The organism is Flavobacterium tibetense, assembly GCF_003293845.1.
GTDB classification, from domain to species: domain Bacteria; phylum Bacteroidota; class Bacteroidia; order Flavobacteriales; family Flavobacteriaceae; genus Flavobacterium; species Flavobacterium tibetense.
In genome coordinates this window covers 138,047-157,910 of sequence record NZ_QLST01000004.1, presented here as the reverse complement: position 1 = coordinate 157,910, position 19,864 = coordinate 138,047, and the positions used below count along the sequence as shown (strand labels likewise).

Here is a 19,864-nt window from a genome sequence, read left to right as displayed (position 1 = left end):
TTCGTTTTATTTAGTCATTTCGGTGAAATACTTGTAGAACAATGGAATAGTTTCAATTCCTTTCAAGTAATTAAATACCCCAAAATGTTCGTTTGGCGAGTGAATAGCATCGCTATCTAAACCAAAGCCCATCAAAATGGTTTTACTCTTTAATTCTTTCTCAAATAACGCTACAATTGGAATACTTCCACCAGAACGAACAGGAATGGCAGGAACATCAAACGTTTCCGTATACGCTTTGTTAGCCGCTCTATAGCCAATGCTATCAATTGGTGTAACATAACCTTGTCCGCCATGGTGTGGTGTAACTTTTACTTTTACTGATTTTGGAGCAATACTTTCGAAATGCTTTTTGAATAATTCTGTAATTTCTTCCCAATCTTGGTTAGGCACTAAACGCATCGAAATTTTTGCAAAAGCTTTACTTGCAATAACCGTTTTAGCTCCTTCACCAGTATAACCGCCCCAAATTCCATTTACATCTAACGTAGGACGAATGGAGTTTCTTTCATTGGTAACATAACCTGCTTCTCCATGAATATCTTCGATATCTAATGCTTTTTTGTAATTTTCTAAGCTAAAAGGTGCTTTTGCCATTTCCGCTCTTTCTTCCAATGATAATTCTTGAACTTTATCGTAAAAACCCGGAATTGTGATATGATTGTTTTCATCATGCAACGAAGCAATCATTTTAGCTAAAATATTAATTGGATTAGCAACTGCTCCACCATATAATCCAGAGTGCAAATCGCGATTTGGTCCTGTAACTTCAACCTCAACATAACTCAATCCTCTTAAACCAGTTGTAATTGATGGCTGTTGGTTTGAAATCATTCCCGTATCAGAAATTAAAATCACATCATTAGCTAATTTAGCTTGATTTCTTTCTACGAACCAACTTAAGCTTTTTGACCCAACTTCTTCTTCACCTTCAATCATAAATTTCACATTACAAGGCAAACAATTGTTTTGAATCATGTATTCAAACGCTTTCACATGCATGTACATTTGTCCTTTGTCATCACAAGCACCACGAGCAAAAATTGCTCCTTCAGGATGAATTTCTGTTGGTTTGATAACTGGTTCAAACGGTGGCGACGTCCATAAATCCATTGGATCTGGTGGTTGCACATCGTAATGTCCGTAAACTAGAACCGTTGGTAAATTTTTATCAATAATTTTTTCTCCGTAAACGATTGGATAACCCGGTGTTTCACATAGCTCTACGAAATCACAACCCGCTTTTTCTAAGCTTTTTTTAACTGCTTCAGCTGTATCAACTACATCTTGAGCATAAGCACTATCCGCGCTTACCGATGGAATTTTCAATAAATCGATTAATTCATTAATGAAACGTTCTTTATTTTCCTGAACGTACTGTTTTATATTGTCCATTGTATTGATTTGATAAAGTCAAAAATACAAAATTGAATTGGGTAAAACAACAAAAAAGCCCAACTGATAAAGTTGGGCTTTAAAAACTATCATTAAGAAACTAGAAAACTATTTTCTTTGTTATAATTTGACCATTTATCAACTCTACTTTCACAAATAAAGCTTGATTTGCTGGAAGAATAGAATTGATTGAAGCTGATTTTTCTTTAAATGAAGCATCATTAAATAATTTTCTACCTAATAGATCAAATACTTTAACTTGTTTAATACTTTCAGGAGCATTAATCGTTATTGCATTATTAGTAGTATAAACAATTAAATCTCCGCTGTTAATGAAATCCTCATTTGACAAAGTACTGTTTTTGAATACAATTTCGAAACGGTTTTCAAATATTCCTTCAGAAGAACCAAAAGTATATGCTGATTGTTTTAAATCATGAATTACATTGGAAGTATTGTCTTTTAAGAAAATATCTTGACTAGCGAATAATCCATCAAAAACTTCAATTGAAATGGAATAATTTCCAGAAGTCAATATTTTTAATCCAAGCGGAATGACGTCTTCATCGGTAAACGGCAAAGCTCTACCTTGGATAACGTATTTTTCATTATTCACTAAGTTATATAAAAGTGGTTTTTCACTTTCCAATAATTTACCATCAATCATGTTATCAACTCCATTAGTAGCACCTTCCATGTAACCCACCAAAATTTGGTTATAAGAAGTATTTTCATCGTTAAGATTTAACCAAATTCTATGTTTTTCAATCGTTTCGGTTAACTCAATTTCTGATGATCTAAAGAATTGCGAAGACACAACAGATTTTTCTCTTAAATCGTTTGTAAAAGTAACAGCACCTGCACTACTAGTAAGTACATAAAACCCTTGTCCTGTTTGAATTCTGCCATTTGGAATTGTAGCACTTGCAAAAGCAGCAGTACCCCCTAAAGTTGTGTAAGCAGCAAAATTATTTTGCGGATATGAACCACCTGAAGCAGGAGTTGTGTTCGTCCAAAAATACAAAGTACCAATTGAACTATTAGCCATCAAGAATCGATTAGCGTCGATAGGTGATGGATAAGGATTTCCTAAAAGATTATATCCTAAACCAACTGATTGGTTTACAACACCATTTACAGGAACACCATTAAATACACCACCATGAGATGCCGCAACTGTTGAAGAAGCGTTATCTGCTGCTCTAATCATATATCCTTTTCCGCTAACAAAATTAGTAGAAGGATCTACAGATTGATAAGCTGTTGGTGTTGTGGTACCTGTGAATAGATATTCGTAGAATCTTGTAACTACAGTATTTGGTGAAAAAGCTAACAATTGTTGTCCAATAACTGGAGATGACCATGCGGTATAATCCAAACGAATCATTGGAGATGAATCCCTTTTAACAACTGCATTTCCTGAATTGATAGCCGCGTCATCAGTCTGTTTTAAAGCTCCATTTTGTTCAATGTTTAAAACAGAACCATTTGCAATATTAACCGATCCAATAACATCAAATGTATGTGTTGGGTTAATTGTAACAACAGCATTATTAGTAATTGAAACTGAACAAGCCTCTACATCAGAAGAAGATGAAAAATCACCGTTAAATGTTACCGCATGAACTTTAGAAGGTGTTCCATTTGACCAAGTTGATCCATTCCAGGTTGTAGCGATGTCTCCACAAATAATTCCTGTTGCTGGTCCAACAGCATAACCTCCTCTTAAATTAGAGTTAAATGTAGCGCTAAAAACAACATTTGAACCAAATGCACCAATAGTCACAGGTATTTCCTCTACAGTATAGCTAGTGAAGTTCGTAGCATTGATTAGCGAAATTGGTGTGTCTATAGCTTTAATAATTCTTAACTCTGTTCTCGATTTTCCTGTTGCTGCTTCCCAAGCTGCAACTTCAGCTTCAGAGAAATACATTGAAATTGTATAGCTACCTGAAGGTGTATCATTAGCAGTAGTTACATAAAACGTTTTAGACAATATGTGATTTTGAACATTTGTTGCAATAAATGGGGCTGTTGCTGCACCTTGACTAGTGTTACTTCTATTTACTTCAACTTCTGTACAACCATAATTAAAATTACTAGTAGCATTGATACTTGCCATTATTCTGTTTGTTGAAACATCAGAAGCAAATAATGTTCCTGAAGAAGGAAGTGTAGCCGTATAACGAGTTGAATTGTTCACTTCGGTTTGAACGTTTGTATTAACTGTAGCATTAAAGAGAACAGTATCAATTAACAACAATCCAACATTGTTTGCAGTTGCGTTATTGTGCCTAAACACTAAATAACCTGTTTGTCCTGCTAAAGCATTCAAATTATAGGTTCTCAATTGAGTTGTATTTTCGTTTATAACTAAAGCAGCTTGTACAATTGTACCATTTTGAATTGTGGTTTGATTCGTAATATCTGTAGTAAAATAAACGATAAGATCACCTGCATTTCTAACAGGTCCACCATCATCATAAGCTCCAACTATAAAAGATAAATCTACATTTGTTGCACCAGCAGGAATTGAAATCTGAGGACTAATTAAATAATTATTAGGATTAACTGTACTATTTGTTCCAAAATAATTTAATCGTTTAGCTGAATATCCCGCTCTTCCTGTAATCGTATTTGGTGCTGTACCAAAACCATTCAAACCATTAACTGCACCCCAATTATTACCATCACCATCTCCATCAAGCACTAACCAACCTGTCAAATCTTCAAAATCTTCAGACAATAAATTAACTACTTGAGTTGAAACTGGTGCTAAATCATCATTCGTGATTGTTATAGTCATTGAACTTGCACTTGCGTTTAATACGGCATCACCACCATTAGCATTTAAAGACAATCCTATTTGAATGGTTTCATTTGGTTCTACCAATCCATCATTAAATACTCTAATAGTGAGATTTTGCGTAGTCATGTTACCTGCAGGAAATGTCACAGATGAATTTACAATTGCATAATCAACGCCTTGTGTAGCTGTTCCTCCTGTTACCACAAAAGACACAACGGCATTAGCAGACGCAGGTCGCAAGATATTAATTGGGAAATTATAGTCTGAAAAATTACAATTACTTTGTTCTATTATAGAACCTGTTGGATTACCAAATTGAATAAAAGGTGCTGGAGCTAAACATTTCGTTGAAGAAGCTAAAGAAGCCCTTCTTGGCGAGTTAGCCATTACAACAAGCATACGGTCTTTTTGGTTTTGTGTGAATCGATCCATACAAGCATCATCGGTATAGTCCATGTAATTTTCAATTTGATCTGGACCGCCGCCTGCACAAGAATCTGCTCCTGTAGGACAACCATAATTTGGACCAGCTGCTGCTGGGGTGTCTGCACAAAAATCATCAACAGAACAACCACCGTCTCCCCAGATATGTCTTAGTCCTAACCAGTGACCTACTTCGTGTGTAGTTGTTCTTCCTTTGTCATAAGGCGCGCCATAAACCCCTGCTGGATAAATATCAGACGAACCAAAAGCTGTAAAAGCCATTACCACTCCATCAGTATTAGCTGCTCCACCGGTTGCATTCAAACCGGCTAAACCAGATGCATCAGGGAACTGAGCATAACCTAGTATACCTGCGTCTCCACCTCCAAATCGCACGGACCACATGTTCAAATATTCATTAGGATTCCATTGTGTCGTAGGTTTAACGTTTGAATTTACTTGTGTCATAGTATAAGAAGCCTGTCCTAAATTCACTCGGTTAATTCCATTAGTTGGGTTTCCATTTGGATCAGTTTGTGCCATACAAAATTCGATTTCTACATCTACTCCAGGCCCAAAACCAGGAGTTCCAGCAATTCTTCTGAAATCCTCATTCATCACCTGAATTTGAGAAAGTACTTGTAAATCAGCAATGTTTTCACCACTACCAACAGCATCTCCATCATGGATGACGTGAACAACTACTGGAATAGTAATTACAGCATGCGTTTGATTAGGATTTGCTAATCGAGCACTTCTAAGTTCTTGAATTTTTGGCGCTATCCAATTTTCAAAAACATCATCAGGAGCTGCAAGTCCATTTTGTTGCATTTCTCTGTGATGTTCAGTTGTATAACATCTCACAACACCACTTGGGGCGAATTCTCTCGCATGTTGCGAGTGATTATTTTTTGAAAAAGGATTAGTTTTAGAAACTTGTATTTCTTTAACTGCACCACTAACTTGTTGTTTTTTTTGGGATTGCACATCACTAGCAAAAAACAATAAAAAAGCTACAAACAGAAAATAATTTTTGTTCATAACAATAAATTTGGGGAAATTTTAAGCTAAACTATCAAAATAAAACAAAAAAAGCAACCATAAGGTTGCTTTTTAACAATAAAAGTTATTATTTATTAGAAAATTATCTTCTTAACTATCTGAACTCCATTACTTAATTCAACTTGAACAATTAACGCTTGGTTGTTCTTTTGTAATGAATTAATTTCAAAAGAAGATGAATTTATATTTGATTTATCTAATAAAAGCTGACCTAATACATTATAAACCTTGATATTTGACAAAATTTCTTTGTTAGACTCAACAACAATTGAAGTATTACTATAAACTGTTGCTAAATCATTGCTAATAAAATCATCATTATCTAGCGTTTCATTGGTATATCTTAGAATAAATCTAGTATTATTTTCTCCTGTATTTGTTGAGAACGAATAAACAGATTGTTTCAAATCATGAATAATCCCTAATTCAGTATCTTCTAAATAAATGTTTTGATTATCTGAAAACAAACCATCAACAGCCGCTATACCAATACTAAAAGTTCCTGTTGCTGGCACATAATAGCCCAATTGAACTTTATCATTTGGATTAAATGGCAATTCTCTTCCCTGAATAGTCATTTTATCAGTAGCAATTACAGAGTACAATCTCATGGTTGTTGTTACTGAAGTAACTGCGTCGTATAATCTGTCTTTATCATTTGTTGCGTTACGAACATAACCTACCAAAGTTCTATTCGCTGCGTTGTTGCTATTGATAATATCTAGCCAGATTCTGTTTTTATCATTGGAAGAATTTTCAACATTCGAAGTTCTATAAAATTGACTATTATCGTAATTTTTATCTCGAAGTGAATTGTTGAAAATCACATTATCTGAACCAGCAGCTCCGTCTAACATGTTCACTAAAAATCCTTGACCGCCAGCCATAAAGCCATTAAATCCGATTGGACCGCTAACTGTTCCTACTCCATTATGAGTTATATAATCATCTGGTGTATAATTCGCTTGATACGAACCATAAAATGGGTTAGAAATTGTTGACGACGGTAATGTTCCATGTGTCCAAATTCTTACTGCTCCTTCAATATTCGTATTCAAGTTTAAGAAATCTTCCACATTAATTGAAGATGGATACGGATTTCCAATTAAATTCCAGTTATCACTAAAACGTGTAATAGTAATTCCGTTTGTTCCTGCATAGTCTGCTCCTTCGTAAGCACCTCTTTCAATTGGCATTGAAATGACACCATTGTTTGGCACACCGTTAAATGTTGTAGTGGTAGCAATAGGTGTTGCTGAACCATTTGAAGCTCTTGCAATATAACCTTTACCTGCTATCATGTTCCCACTTGCTGCAACCCATGTTCCTTGACCACCATTAGCATTAGCTATTGTAGTATTCCAAATGTAACGTAAAGAATTAGGCAAATTACCAACATTAAAAGCAGCAACAGGCGAAGACCAGTATACATAATCTAAGTTTCTTGCCATTGCTGTTCTTTGGTAAGTAATATTTCCTGTGTTTACTCCTAAATCATTTACTTGAATCAATGAACCATCATTTAACACATTCAAGCTACCATTAACAGTTAAATCATTTTCAATTAAAACAAAATCATTAGCTTGAATATTCAAAGTAAATGTAGCATTAACAAGCAAGCTACAACATTCGAAATTTCCATGAGTAGTTGTATCGTAATTGCCGTCAATAATTGCATAAGACCCAATAGTCGGAACTCCGTTACTCCAATCTGAACCGTTCCAAGTAGTATTGGCAATATCAGTAATTTTTACCGCATTACTAGCTGTATAACAAGTGGCAGTATTTTCTCTGATTTGACAATAATACTGATAATTTATAACACCAATAATCGAAGAAATAGTCAAAGAAGCGGTTGTTGCACCACTGTATATACCTCCATTTGTAACAGCTGTCCAAGTTGTACTACCAGGTGCCGCAAAATACCATTGATAAGCCAAAGGATTTCCACCCACAAAACCTTCATTACCTGCAGTTGTTAAAACAGCAACTGTAGAGTTACAAGATGACACATAATTTGGTTGATTAGTTACTACTGGTATTGCTCCCGATGGAAGCGTTAATCCCGCACTTGGATAACATTCGCCAGCCGCTAATGGGATGGTAACCCAATCTGCCGCAACAAATGTTGTTCTAGCGCTTAATGCACCATTATCTCTAACCATATAATAACCAGCCGCTGGAATATAAGTATGAACATCATCTATAACAACACTTCCATCTGCATTTCGCAATTGAATACCATCATTTTCGTTAAATCCGTTAGTAATTGTTCCATTTGTGGACGCTGGACCGCAACTTCCAACAGAAACTTTTAATATACCCAAAGCTCCAGGAGCAATAGTTCCTGTTAAAGTAGCATAGTTAACATAAGTACCACCGTAATCACCTGTTCTCCAAATACTGTAATTAACTAAATCAACCGTTGCAGTTGTACCATTATACAAGGTTATAAATCCTCCTGAACCTGTTTTCTCATCATGGATATCATAAATTATTAAATCCGTAGTTGCAGAAGCACCTTCACAAGATGTGTTATCATTGGTAATTAAAGTAAAAGAAACTATAGCATCACAAGGTTGATTATCTGTAATTACTATTGTGCCGTTTGTTGCTCCAACAGGAACTACTACTACCATTTGAGTACCATTATTTGAAATAATAGAAGCAGCTACACCTCCGAAAGTAACTGACGCTCCTGTTAAATCTCCAGATGAAGCAGTGATTGTTACTTCTGTTCCTACTGGACCGGAAGTTGGTGTAACTGTTACAGCAGCAGGAGTACATGCACTTCCGCAGAAAACATTAACATTATTCAAATACCAAGGAGAAGTTGTTGAAGAAGCCTTTCTAAATCTTATATAAACTGTTGAATCAGCAGTGTAAGCAGATAAATCAACCGTACATGCCGTTGTTCCCGCAGAAGTGGTGTTTGAATGATTATAGGTTGACAAAATAACAAAAGGACCTGTTTGACTTGTTGTAGAGACCTCTATAATCATGTCTTTTAGACTAGTATTATTTGTTCTTCTTAAATCAAATGTTAAGCTTGAAGGATTTGAAACTGCTATTGTGGTTAGTTCTCCATTATTAGAGCCAAAAACAGCCTCACCAGCCGCATAAGTAACTCCAGTTGCTGTCCAACCTGATGGAAGAGCTGTAAATGTAATCTGAGACAAACAAGGTCCAACACCAATAGTAATAACCAATGTTTGATTATCAGAACCTACACTATTTGTAGCTGTAATTGTTACATTATATGTTCCTGAAGTAGTTGGCGTTCCCGTAATTGCGCCTGTTGTTGTGTTAATAGACAAACCTGCTGGCAAACCTGTTGCATTGTAGCTTGTAGGTGAATTTGTAGCAGTAATGTTATAGGTAAAAGGTGTTCCTTCATTTCCTGAAGCCGTTAATGGACTTGTAATAACTGGCGCACTAATTCCCGTTCCTTGAATGGCAAAAGTATACGGATTTTCATCAGCATCGTTATTGGCAATACTTATAGTTGCCGTACGTAAACCATCAGCCGATGGATCAAAAGCGATTCTAAAAGTGGTTGAGCTACTAGCTGCAATACTATTTGAAGGAAATAACATAACCGCAAAATCTGTGGCATGAACTCCAGAAATTACCACATACGGACTCGCTCCAGTTAAACTTAAAGCTGCCGTTCCTAAATTTTGAATTGTAAATTCTCTTACAACAGAGCCTGAAGCCGTACTTACCGATCCAAAATCAGTATGGTCAGCTAAATCAGGTGTTGTATCTCCTGAAACAATTGAAACGCCGTTTCCTTGTAAGTTGATTTCAGGGGAAGCGGCTGTAGGAGAAACAATACCTCCAATTGCTAAACCATAAACACCAGCAGCTGAAGAAGTAAACCCCCAACCACCTGTAGTTGTTTGACCACTAGCATAATATCGAATTGTAATAGTAGTCCCATCAGCCACATTTTGAAGAGCAGGAATACTTGATAAATCTATTTGAGGCAAAACTGCTGGGGTTCCAACCGTAATAATTGGAGAGCCGATTAAGGTAAAAGTAACTCCATCTAAACTATAAGCAAACTGACTACTAACACCTGGACTAGCAGCAAATGTTGCTGTCCCTGCAAATCTCGCATCAATTGTTGTTAAAGACAATGTGTTACCTGAAGATGCTGATAAGGTAAATTGAAAATAGTCTGTATTTGCAGTTGAAATTCCATTATTCTGAAAACCTGTAGTTCTAAATGAATTAGCTCCAGCAGATGCAATAGCTCCTGAACCTCTAGTTAGTAAATTAGACGAATCAAGGTTTGCATCAAAAACTTCGGCAGTTGAAGTTGCTAAAGTAGTTTCTCCCGTAAAATCCCAAGCAGCAATCTGCCCCCATCCAATAACCGAGCAAAACAAGGTTAAAAAAAGTAATTTTAATTTCATAGATTTGAGTACTAAAAATTAATTTTGTTTGTAATTGCATTTCAATAAAGAAAAGCCTACAAAGATAAATCATAATTTTTTGATTTTCAAATATTTTGAAGTTTAATAAATAGTTAAGAAATTGAAAGACAAGTCAAATCAACAATATTCATTACAAGAAATTCAGCAAAAGCTAGAGTATTATTGCGCTTATCAAGAACGGTGTTACAAAGAAGTGGAAAGCAAATTGTTTGACTTTCATTTAACAGCGAAAGAAAAAGAACAAGTTTTGATTTACTTGATTGAAAACAATTTTATTAACGAAGAACGCTTTGCCAAAAGTTTTGTTCGTGGCAAACACAACTATAAATTTTGGGGTAAAAATCGCATTACAAACGAATTGAAATTTAGAAACATTTCTTCACGCCTCATACAAGAAGCATTAAAGGAAATCCCCGAAACTACTTACTTAGAAAATTTTCATCGATTGGCTGAAAAACATTGGGATTCCATCAAAGAAAGAAAAGGACCAAAAAAGAATAAAAAGTTTGTAGATTTTTTACTTCGTAAAGGATATGAAACGAACTTGATTTTTGAGAAGTTGAGAGAACTGGAAGCCAATTGAGTTATTACACAGAGATACACGAAGTAACGCAGCGATTCACAGAGGTTTTTAATTTACTTTGTGAATCTTTATAAACACAGATTGCACAGATTATCACAAATTTATAAATATCTACTTTGTGTCACTTTGTGAAAAACTTTGCGAAACTTAGTGTAACAAAAAACCGCAGATTCACGGATTTTGAAATTTATTTTGTGTAACTCTGTGAAAAACTTTGCGCTACTCTGTGTAACAAAAACCGCAGATTCGGAGATTTTGAAAATTTACTTTGTGTCACTTTGTGAAAAACTTTGCGCTACTTTGTGTAACAATAAAACCGCAGATTCGCAGATTTTGAAAATTTACTTTGTGAAACTCTGTGTAAAACTTTGCGCTACTTAGTGTAACAAAAAACCGTACTTTTGCAAAAAATAATGCCATGTTAGAAAATAAAGACCAATCGAGAACCAGTATAGCGCAATTAGGAGAATTTGGATTAATTGAGCACTTGACCAAACATTTTACAATTTCGCAAGAATCTACTTTAAAAAGTATTGGTGATGATGCTGCTGTTTTGGATTTCAAAGACGAAAAAGCCGTAGTTTCGACTGATTTACTAATTGAAGGTGTTCATTTTGACTTGGCTTATATGCCATTGAAACATTTGGGATACAAAGCGGTTGTTGCCAATCTTTCTGACATTTGCGCTATGAATGCTACTCCAACGCAAATTACGGTTTCGATAGCGGTTTCGAATCGTTTTCCTTTGGAAGCATTGGAAGAATTATTTGAAGGGATTACTTTGGCATCTAAAATCTATAATGTAGATGTTATTGGTGGTGATACGACTTCGTCTCAAAAAGGATTAATTATTAGCATTACCGCTATTGGCACTGTAAAATTAGATGCTGTTGCTTATAGAAATGGCGCTCAAGTTGGTGATTTATTAGTGGTTACTGGCGACATTGGTGCTGCTTATATGGGATTACAAGTATTGGAACGCGAAAAACAAGTATTTCAAGTAAATCCTAACAACCAACCCGATTTAGAAGCTTATACCTATTTAATTGAACGCCAATTAAAACCCGAAGCAAGAACTGACATCAAAGAACTTTTGGAAAAATTAGAAGTAAAACCAACGTCGATGATTGATATTTCTGACGGACTTTCTTCTGAAGTGTTGCATATTTGCAAGCAAAGTGGCGTGGGTTGTAATTTGTATGAAGAAAAAATTCCGGTTGATCCACAGTTAATTAGTGTTTGTGAAGAATTTAATTTAGACATTACGACCATTGCGTTAAGTGGTGGCGAAGATTATGAATTGTTGTTCACCATCAACATGAACGATTACGATAAAATCAAAGCCAATCCCAATTTAACCGTAATTGGTCATATGACAGAAGCCAAAGAAGGTAATCATTTGATTACTAGAATTGGTACAAAAATTCCACTAAAAGCTCGAGGTTGGAACGCCTTGCAAGAAGAATAAAACAAACGAAGAGGATTTAATTCCTCTTTTTTTATGAAAAAAATTAGTTTTTTCAATTCTATATTGTAATATTGCAATATATAAATAAAACTACTTTATGGCTACGGTTAAAAAAATAGCGTTTTTCGAAAAATACTTAACGGTTTGGGTATTTCTTTGCATTGTTATTGGCATTCTATTAGGTGAAATGGCTGGCGATTCTATTGCAGTTATTAGTCAGTGGAACGTAAATTCCATTAACATTCCAGTTGCGATTTTGGTTTGGTTTATGATTTTTCCGATGATGGTTCAGATTGATTTTAGCTCCATTAAAAAAGCAGGAAGCAATACCAAAGGACTTGGTTTAACCTTGTTCATCAATTGGGTAGTAAAACCGTTTACCATGGCATTTTTTGCTTGGTTGTTTTTCGTAAAAATTTTTCATGCGTTTATTAGTCCGGAATTGGCTGGTGAATATATTGCTGGTGCCATTTTATTAGGCGCTGCGCCTTGTACGGCAATGGTTTTCGTTTGGTCGTATTTATCAGATGGTGATGCCAACTATACTTTGGTACAAGTTTCGGTAAACGATTTAATCTTGGTTATAGCATTTATTCCAATTGTTGCTTTACTTTTTGGGTTAACTGGCATTGACAAAACGGTTGAGATTCCGTATGATGTATTAACGTCTTCGGTAGTGATATTTGTGGTTATTCCTTTAGTTTCGGGTTATTTGGTGAACAAATGGTTGTTGCGTACAAAAGGGGAAGATTGGTTTAAAGCCCAATTTATGCCCAAATTAAAACCGTTTTCGATTTTAGCTTTATTAACTACGCTAGTGTTACTATTTGCTTTTCAAGGCGAACAAATTTTAGCACAACCGTTCAATATTTTACTAATTGCCGTTCCGTTGATAATTCAAACGTATTTTATCTTTTTTGCATCTTGGTTCATTGGGAAGAAATTCTTGAAATTGCCTTACTGCATCAACGCACCAGCAGGAATGATTGGCGCAAGTAATTTCTTTGAATTAGCCGTAGCAGTTGCCATTTCTTTATTTGGATTGAATTCTGGCGCTTCTTTAGTAACGGTTGTTGGTGTTCTGATTGAAGTGCCAATTATGCTGTCTTTAGTAGCTTTTGCGAATAATTACAATTACGATAAATAAACTTATAAATGAAAAATCCCAAATGTATTTTCGACTTCGCTCGAACTGACATTTGGGATTTATACTTTGTACTTTGTACTTTTTACTTTGTATTTCGTACTTCGAACTACATTTTCATCAACCAGTTTCTCATGGAAACTTCATTACTGATGATGTCACGTAATTTTGCTATTTCAACTCTATCTTGTTGCATAGAATCTCTATGACGAATCGTTACGGTTTTGTCTTCCAATGTTTGATGATCAACCGTAATACAGAAAGGTGTTCCTAATGCATCTTGTCTTCTATAACGTCTTCCAACGGCATCTTTTTCATCATAAGCCACATTGAAATCCCATTTCAAATCATCAATAATTTTACGCGCTACTTCTGGCAAACCGTCTTTTTTAACCAATGGTAAAACAGCAGCTTTTGTTGGCGCTAAAACCGAAGGCAAACGTAAAACTGTACGAGTTGAGCCATCTTCCAGCGTTTCTTCTTGTAAGGATTTTGAGAAAACTGCTAAAAACATTCTATCCAAACCAACAGAAGTTTCTACAACATAAGGTGTGTAATTTTTATTTTCTTCGGTATCGAAATATTGTAATTTTTTACCTGAAAATTCTTCGTGCGCTTTCAAATCGAAATCGGTTCTCGAGTGAATTCCTTCTAATTCTTTAAATCCGAATGGGAAATTGAACTCGATATCAGCAGCAGCATTAGCATAATGCGCTAATTTTTCATGGTCGTGGAAACGGTAATTTTCTTTTCCTAAACCTAACGATTGGTGCCATTTTAATCGCGTTTCTTTCCAGTATTCGTACCATTTCATTTCTTCACCTGGTTTCACAAAGAATTGCATTTCCATTTGTTCAAATTCGCGCATACGGAAAATGAATTGGCGTGCTACGATTTCGTTTCTAAACGCTTTTCCTGTTTGTGCAATTCCAAAAGGAATTTTCATTCTTCCTGTTTTTTGCACGTTTAGGAAGTTCACAAAAATACCTTGAGCAGTTTCTGGTCGCAAGTATAAATCCATTGCACTTTCGGCAGAAGCACCTAATTTGGTGCCAAACATTAAGTTGAATTGCTTCACATCGGTCCAGTTTTTTGAACCGCTATCTGGACAAGCAATTTCTAACTCTTCAATTAAAGCTTTTACATCAGCAAGATTTTCTGTCTCTAAAGAACGGGCCATTCTTTCTAGAATCTCTTTCTTTCTTGACAAATATTCCATCACACGTGGATTTGTTGACTTGTATTGTTCTTCGTCAAAAGCTTCTCCAAAACGTGCGCGTGCTTTTTCGATTTCTTTTTCGGCTTTTTGATTTAATTTTTCGGCATAATCCTCAATTAAAACATCGGCACGATATCTTTTTTTGGAATCCTTGTTGTCGATTAAAGGATCATTGAACGCATCTACGTGACCAGAAGCCTTCCAAGTAGTTGGATGCATTAAAATTGCAGCGTCTAAACCTACAATGTTTTCATGCATTTGCACCATGGATTGCCACCAGTATTCACGGATGTTTTTCTTTAATTCCACACCATTTTGTGCGTAATCATAAACCGCACTTAACCCATCATAAATTTCGCTCGACGGAAAAATGAATCCGTATTCTTTTGCATGCGAAATAACGTTCTTAAAAATATCGTCTTGTTTTGCCATGATGCAAAAGTAAAAATAGGATTTTAATAAAGAAAAGATTTTTTACAATTAAATGAAATTAATTGTATTCGAAAGTAGTTGAGCCAATTTTCTTGAAATCAGCATAGATATTAACCAAGTATTTTCCTTTTACTGTTTTGTTTTTTTCCAAGTTTACATAAGTGCAAACATCGGTATCCTTTTGATTAAAATATGCAGTTACTTGCTCGCTGTAAGTAAGAGTAGTTTCACCTGTTTCAAGAGACGTATTGTTAACCGAAATGATTTGATTTTTGGGATTTACCACTTGAATGTAAATGTTTTTATCACCTTTGGTTATAAATTCATTGTTTTCCAATGTAAAACAAACACGAATTTGTTGAATGTTTTTCTCTGGAGATGACGCGTATAAGTCAGATAAAATCTTTACTCCTTTAGCATTAACATTAACAGCGCTTAAATAATGTACTTTTTTATTCGCTCTTTTCTTATCGTCAAAAGAAAGCTTATTTAACTCTTTGGTATTAAAAGAAATTCTGTTGGTTAAAAAAACTACTTCATTTTTATCTTTATCTATGGAAGTTTTTAGCAAATTGATTTTATTAGCAACTTTGCTATCATCTTCAAATACAACTTTTGGAAAGTCTTCACCAATTACTGGTCTACTAGTATATGCGTTGGCATCAGTCGCTGCTTTTAAAGAATCATATTTACCAAAAATTTCATCAATTTGATTTTGTAACGCAATATTTTCTAATTTTGACTTTGTTTCAAATTCTTGATGAACCGAATGATTTCGAACCAATTGAAATATCAAAACCGAGCACAGCACAGCTAAAGCACCTGCCACCAGTTTAAATGTATGAATTGATTTTTTATACATGGTTTTTAAAATTTTTATTAAATTAACAAAAAATTAAACTATAAGAATTTATTATTCGATGAAATGCTAAAAAATCTGTTAAAACTCTTTTTTCCTGAAACTTGTTGCGGTTGTAACTCATTATTACTTTTTAACGAAGTATTAATTTGTTTGAAATGTCGGCATGATTTGCCGTTCACTTATCATCATGAAATTCCACACAATGATACAATAAAAAAGTTTTATGGCCTAATTCCATTAGAATTTGGAGTATCCATGTTGTACTTTCATCATGGCGGAATTGCGCAAGAATTGATTCATAATTTAAAGTATAGAAACCAACAAAACATTGGTTCATTGCTAGGAGAATTGTATGCAAAAGATTTACAAAACTTTGAACCTATTCGTTCAGTAACAGAGATTATTCCCGTTCCATTACATCCAAAAAAATTAAAAGAAAGAGGCTATAACCAAGTAGATTCTTTTTGCGAAAGCATTGGAAATCAATTACAAATTCCGGTAAATAAAAACGTATTACTGAGAACGCAATACAACAAAACACAAACCAAGAAAAACAGAGAAGCTAGACAACAATTAACACGAGCTATTTTTGATGTGAATTTCACATCGAATGATGAAAACAAGCATTTTTTATTAGTAGATGATGTAATTACCACGGGTTCCACTTTGGAAATTTGTGCCAAAGCATTATTGAAAATCCCTAATGCAAAAGTTAGTATTTTAACTATTGCTTATACCCAATCTTAAAAAAAATTAAAATGACTATTTTAGCTCGAATTATAATTGTTATTTTGTAGTTCGTTTAGAAGCTCATGAAGAAAATATATTTAATCATACTATCGCTTTTTTTTGGCAGTCTTTTATTACTTCCTAGTTGTGCCAAACGCGGTTTTATTACTGGTGGAGCAAAAGATACTATTCCACCAAAAATTGTAAGTAGTTCCCCCGAAAATTACAACACTAATTTTTCTGGAAAAGAAATCAAAATTGTTTTTGATGAACTCATTAAAGTGAAAGACATCAATAAACAATTGATTATTTCGCCTCCAATGAATAAACGACCTATTATTGTTCCTCAAGGAAGTGCTAGTCGCTTTATTTCCATCAAAATTCAAGATACGCTTCAACCCAACACAACTTACAGTTTCAATTTTGGACAAAGTATTACAGATAATAACGAAGGAAATCCGTATTCACAATACCGTTATGTTTTTTCAACTGGTTCTTATATAGATTCTTTGCAATTGGGCGGAAAAATAAAAGATGCCTTAGAGCAAAAAACAGATAATTTTGTTTCTATACAATTGTATGAAGCCGCAACGTTTACCGATTCTACTATTTACAAAGAACCTCCATTATACATTGCCAATACTTTAGACAGCTCAAAAATTTTCAAATTAGAAAATTTAAAAGCAGGAAGTTATTACATGATTGCTTTAAAGGACCAAAACAACAATTACAAATTTGACCCAAGGTTTGATAAAATAGGTTTTCTTAAAGACAAAATCACTTTGCCTAACGATACCATTTTTGAATTGGAATTATTTAAAGAAAAACCAACTTTAAAAGTGGACAAACCGACTCAAGAAAGCAGTAATAAATTCTTTTTAGCTTTTGAAGGTGAAATTAAAAAAGCAAAAATTTCAGCAACGAATGGTAAAGAAAATATTCCTGTTCGAATGATGAATTTCCCTGTTAGCGGAAAGGACTCAGTTCAACTTTTTGTTCCCAATATGGAGAAAGATTCGTTAATTTTTACAATTGAAGCAGACAATTATAAGAAGAGTTTCACTTCCAAAATTAAAAAAATTCAAGAAACGGATTCTTTGAGTATCGATGCGAAACAAAAAGGAGCTTTGGCATTTAGAGACCAATTTACCTTGAAAACGAATACACCAATTGATCAATTCAATAACGAAAAAATCACGCTTTTAAATAAAGATTCTGTAAAAGTTGCCTTTACCACAAAATACAATGAATTTGAAAGAGAAATTGTGTTCGACTTCAAAAAAGAAGAAAACGAAAAATACAAAATGACTGCTTTACCCGGTGCTTTTGTAGATTTTTATAACACGCCAAATGATACTTTGAAATTTAATTTTACTACCAAACAATATTCGGATTATGGAAATTTGAGAGTGAATTTAAAAAGTGCTACTCGTTTTCCTGTGATAGTAGAAATTTTAAAGTCAAATGGCGAAATAGCAGCTCAAGGGTATTCGGAAGGCGAAACTTCACTTAATTTTGAATTATTGGAGCCCAATTTATTTACTCTTCGAATCATTTACGACGACAATAAAAATAGAATTTGGGATACTGGAAATTTCCTCGAAAAACGCCAAGCTGAAGAAATTATTTACTTCCCAAAAGCGATTGATGTAAGAGCCAATTGGGATGTAGAACAAGATTTTTAGCATATTTCAAACGCATCTCGATCGTTTAAGAAATTCAACTTTTGACGTGTAGTCATCATGGTGGTTTTATCTAATTCGTAGATAAAAATTCCTTGTTCCGACTCGCAATCAACAACGATATTTCCTAAATAATCAATTACCTGCGAATGACCTACGTATTCCAGTTCGTTAGCGTCTAAGCCAATTCTATTCACACCAACGGTATAACACATATTTTCGATAGCTCTAGCTTTCAATAAGGCATCCCAAGCACTAATTCTTGGCTTAGGCCAATTGGCTACATAAAGCATTACATGATAATCTTCTACATTTCTTGAGAAAACCGGAAAACGCAAATCGTAACACACTTGTAAGCAAAATTTATAATCTAAATACTGTACAATTTTCTTCTGTTTCCCAGCTTGATATTTTTGATTTTCACCAGCCAAAGTAAACAAATGGCGTTTATCATAATATTCCATTTCGCCTGTTGGAAACACAAAAACCATGCGGTTGAAATACTTCCCATCTTCTTCAATGACCAAACTTCCGGTGATGGCACAATTTTTCATTTTTGCCAATGATTGCATCCACTTAATGGTTTGCCCATTCATAGCTTCGGCTACATTTTGGGGATTCATGGTAAATCCAGAAGTAAACATTTCAGGAAGCACTAATAAATCGAACATCTGTGTTTCGTTTACAACGTATTCTTCTATAAACTTTCTGTTTTTTTCTGGGTTTTCCCAAGCTAATTTGGTTTGAAATAATGCGATTTTCATGTGTTTAATTTGGTTTAAAAATACAAAAAAAAACGCATCCAAATGAATGAATGCGTTTTAGATTATTTTGAAAAGCAACTAATTACTTAACACTTGCTTTTAAGAACTCTCTGTTCATACGTGCAATGTTTTCTAACGAAATTCCTTTTGGACATTCGATTTCACATGCGCCAGTATTGGTACAATTTCCGAATCCTTCTTCGTCCATTTGACGTACCATGTTTAAAACACGTTGAGTTGCTTCTACTTTACCTTGTGGCAACAAAGCATATTGCGACACTTTTGCTCCCACGAATAACATCGCAGAACCGTTTTTACAAGTAGCTACACAAGCTCCACAACCAATACAAGCTGCTGCCATAAACGCTTTATCCGCATCGTCTTTTGGAACTGGAATAGAATTCGCATCGATAGTATTACCTGAAGTATTTACAGAAACGAAACCTCCAGCTTGTTGAATTCTATCAAAAGCAGATCTATCTACTACTAAATCTTTAATCACTGGAAATGCTTTACTTCTCCATGGTTCGATATAAATCGTATCACCATCGTTGAACATTCTCATGTGTAACTGACAGGTTGTAATTCCCGTATCAGGTCCGTGAGCACGTCCGTTGATGTATAAAGAACACATTCCACAAATTCCTTCACGACAATCGTGATCAAATGCTACAGGCTCTTTCTTTTCATTTACTAATTGCTCGTTCAATTGGTCTAACATTTCCAAAAACGAACTTGCAGTAGAAACATTATCTAATTTATAAGTTTCCATGCTCCCTTTTGAACTAGCGTTCTTTTGACGCCAAATTTTAAGGTTTATATTGATGTTTTTTGCTGCACTCATAATCTA

The 19,864-nt window shown here is 34.6% G+C and carries 12 protein-coding genes; 5 read left to right on the top strand and 7 right to left on the bottom strand.

The features are described from left to right. Positions 1-6: 6 nt before the first annotated feature. The 3 genes from DPN68_RS04685 to DPN68_RS04675 all read right to left on the bottom strand — a co-directional run bounded on the left by DPN68_RS04685 (position 7) and on the right by DPN68_RS04675 (position 10,110). Positions 7-1,395 carry a dipeptidase gene (locus DPN68_RS04685; protein WP_113988492.1) on the bottom strand — a complete coding sequence of 463 codons (1,389 nt, stop codon included), beginning with the start codon at positions 1,393-1,395 and terminating at the stop codon, positions 7-9. Positions 1,396-1,495: 100 nt separating this feature from the next. Then, entirely contained in the window at positions 1,496-5,668 is a 4,173-nt protein-coding gene (locus tag DPN68_RS04680) for a choice-of-anchor J domain-containing protein (RefSeq protein WP_113988491.1), read from the bottom strand. Positions 5,669-5,763: 95 nt separating this feature from the next. Beyond that, complete coding sequence (locus DPN68_RS04675) at positions 5,764-10,110, bottom strand: choice-of-anchor D domain-containing protein (RefSeq protein WP_113988490.1); 4,347 nt, start codon at positions 10,108-10,110, stop codon at positions 5,764-5,766. A gap of 121 nt (positions 10,111-10,231) precedes the next feature. Here DPN68_RS04675 and DPN68_RS04670 point away from each other — a divergent pair, with 121 nt between their 5' ends. The 3 genes from DPN68_RS04670 (at position 10,232) to arsB (ending at position 13,329) form a co-directional block, all read left to right on the top strand. Next, the gene (locus DPN68_RS04670) at positions 10,232-10,714 is read left to right on the top strand and encodes a regulatory protein RecX (RefSeq protein WP_113988489.1); all 483 of its coding nucleotides are present in this window, start codon (positions 10,232-10,234) and stop codon (positions 10,712-10,714) included. Between the two features lie 418 nt (positions 10,715-11,132). After that, the gene (gene thiL / locus DPN68_RS04665; protein WP_113988488.1) at positions 11,133-12,182 is read left to right on the top strand and encodes a thiamine-phosphate kinase; all 1,050 of its coding nucleotides are present in this window, start codon (positions 11,133-11,135) and stop codon (positions 12,180-12,182) included. Between the two features lie 97 nt (positions 12,183-12,279). Next, the gene (arsB, locus tag DPN68_RS04660; protein WP_113988487.1) at positions 12,280-13,329 is read left to right on the top strand and encodes an ACR3 family arsenite efflux transporter; all 1,050 of its coding nucleotides are present in this window, start codon (positions 12,280-12,282) and stop codon (positions 13,327-13,329) included. A gap of 106 nt (positions 13,330-13,435) precedes the next feature. Here arsB and DPN68_RS04655 read toward each other — a convergent pair whose 3' ends face one another. Continuing rightward, positions 13,436-14,977, bottom strand: coding sequence for a glycine--tRNA ligase (locus DPN68_RS04655; protein WP_113988486.1), 1,542 nt, complete (start codon positions 14,975-14,977; stop codon positions 13,436-13,438). Between the two features lie 58 nt (positions 14,978-15,035). Beyond that, on the bottom strand, positions 15,036-15,839 hold the full coding sequence (locus DPN68_RS04650) for a hypothetical protein (protein ID WP_113988485.1): 804 nt from the start codon (positions 15,837-15,839) through the stop codon (positions 15,036-15,038). Positions 15,840-16,007: 168 nt separating this feature from the next. On the opposite strand from DPN68_RS04650, the gene DPN68_RS04645 reads away from it, so the two are divergent. Together DPN68_RS04645 and DPN68_RS04640 are read left to right on the top strand one after the other, a co-directional pair. Beyond that, positions 16,008-16,586, top strand: coding sequence for a ComF family protein (locus DPN68_RS04645; protein WP_239987008.1), 579 nt, complete (start codon positions 16,008-16,010; stop codon positions 16,584-16,586). Positions 16,587-16,651: 65 nt separating this feature from the next. Then, the gene (locus DPN68_RS04640) at positions 16,652-18,253 is read left to right on the top strand and encodes an Ig-like domain-containing protein (protein ID WP_113988483.1); all 1,602 of its coding nucleotides are present in this window, start codon (positions 16,652-16,654) and stop codon (positions 18,251-18,253) included. On the opposite strand, the gene DPN68_RS04635 is transcribed toward DPN68_RS04640, so the two are convergent. Both DPN68_RS04635 and DPN68_RS04630 read right to left on the bottom strand, forming a co-directional pair. After that, entirely contained in the window at positions 18,250-19,014 is a 765-nt protein-coding gene (locus tag DPN68_RS04635) for a nitrilase family protein (protein WP_113988482.1), read from the bottom strand. The genes DPN68_RS04640 and DPN68_RS04635 overlap by 4 nt on opposite strands. An 82-nt stretch (positions 19,015-19,096) precedes the next feature. Beyond that, positions 19,097-19,858, bottom strand: a complete 762-nt coding sequence (locus DPN68_RS04630; protein WP_113988481.1) for a succinate dehydrogenase/fumarate reductase iron-sulfur subunit — start codon at positions 19,856-19,858, stop codon at positions 19,097-19,099. Positions 19,859-19,864 lie beyond the last annotated feature (6 nt).

What these genes read in the sequence shown, in the direction of transcription:
- DPN68_RS04675 (WP_113988490.1), bottom strand. Translation starts at nt 10,110, where the DNA reads ATGAAATTAAAATTACTTTTTTTAACCTTGTTTTGCTCGGTTATTGGA.
- DPN68_RS04630 (WP_113988481.1), bottom strand. Translation starts at nt 19,858, where the DNA reads ATGAGTGCAGCAAAAAACATCAATATAAACCTTAAAATTTGGCGTCAA.
- DPN68_RS04635 (WP_113988482.1), bottom strand. Translation starts at nt 19,014, where the DNA reads ATGAAAATCGCATTATTTCAAACCAAATTAGCTTGGGAAAACCCAGAA.
- DPN68_RS04655 (WP_113988486.1), bottom strand. Translation starts at nt 14,977, where the DNA reads ATGGCAAAACAAGACGATATTTTTAAGAACGTTATTTCGCATGCAAAA.
- DPN68_RS04680 (WP_113988491.1), bottom strand. Translation starts at nt 5,668, where the DNA reads ATGAACAAAAATTATTTTCTGTTTGTAGCTTTTTTATTGTTTTTTGCT.
- arsB (WP_113988487.1), top strand. Translation starts at nt 12,280, where the DNA reads ATGGCTACGGTTAAAAAAATAGCGTTTTTCGAAAAATACTTAACGGTT.
- thiL (WP_113988488.1), top strand. Translation starts at nt 11,133, where the DNA reads ATGTTAGAAAATAAAGACCAATCGAGAACCAGTATAGCGCAATTAGGA.
- DPN68_RS04640 (WP_113988483.1), top strand. Translation starts at nt 16,652, where the DNA reads ATGAAGAAAATATATTTAATCATACTATCGCTTTTTTTTGGCAGTCTT.
- DPN68_RS04650 (WP_113988485.1), bottom strand. Translation starts at nt 15,839, where the DNA reads ATGTATAAAAAATCAATTCATACATTTAAACTGGTGGCAGGTGCTTTA.
- DPN68_RS04685 (WP_113988492.1), bottom strand. Translation starts at nt 1,395, where the DNA reads ATGGACAATATAAAACAGTACGTTCAGGAAAATAAAGAACGTTTCATT.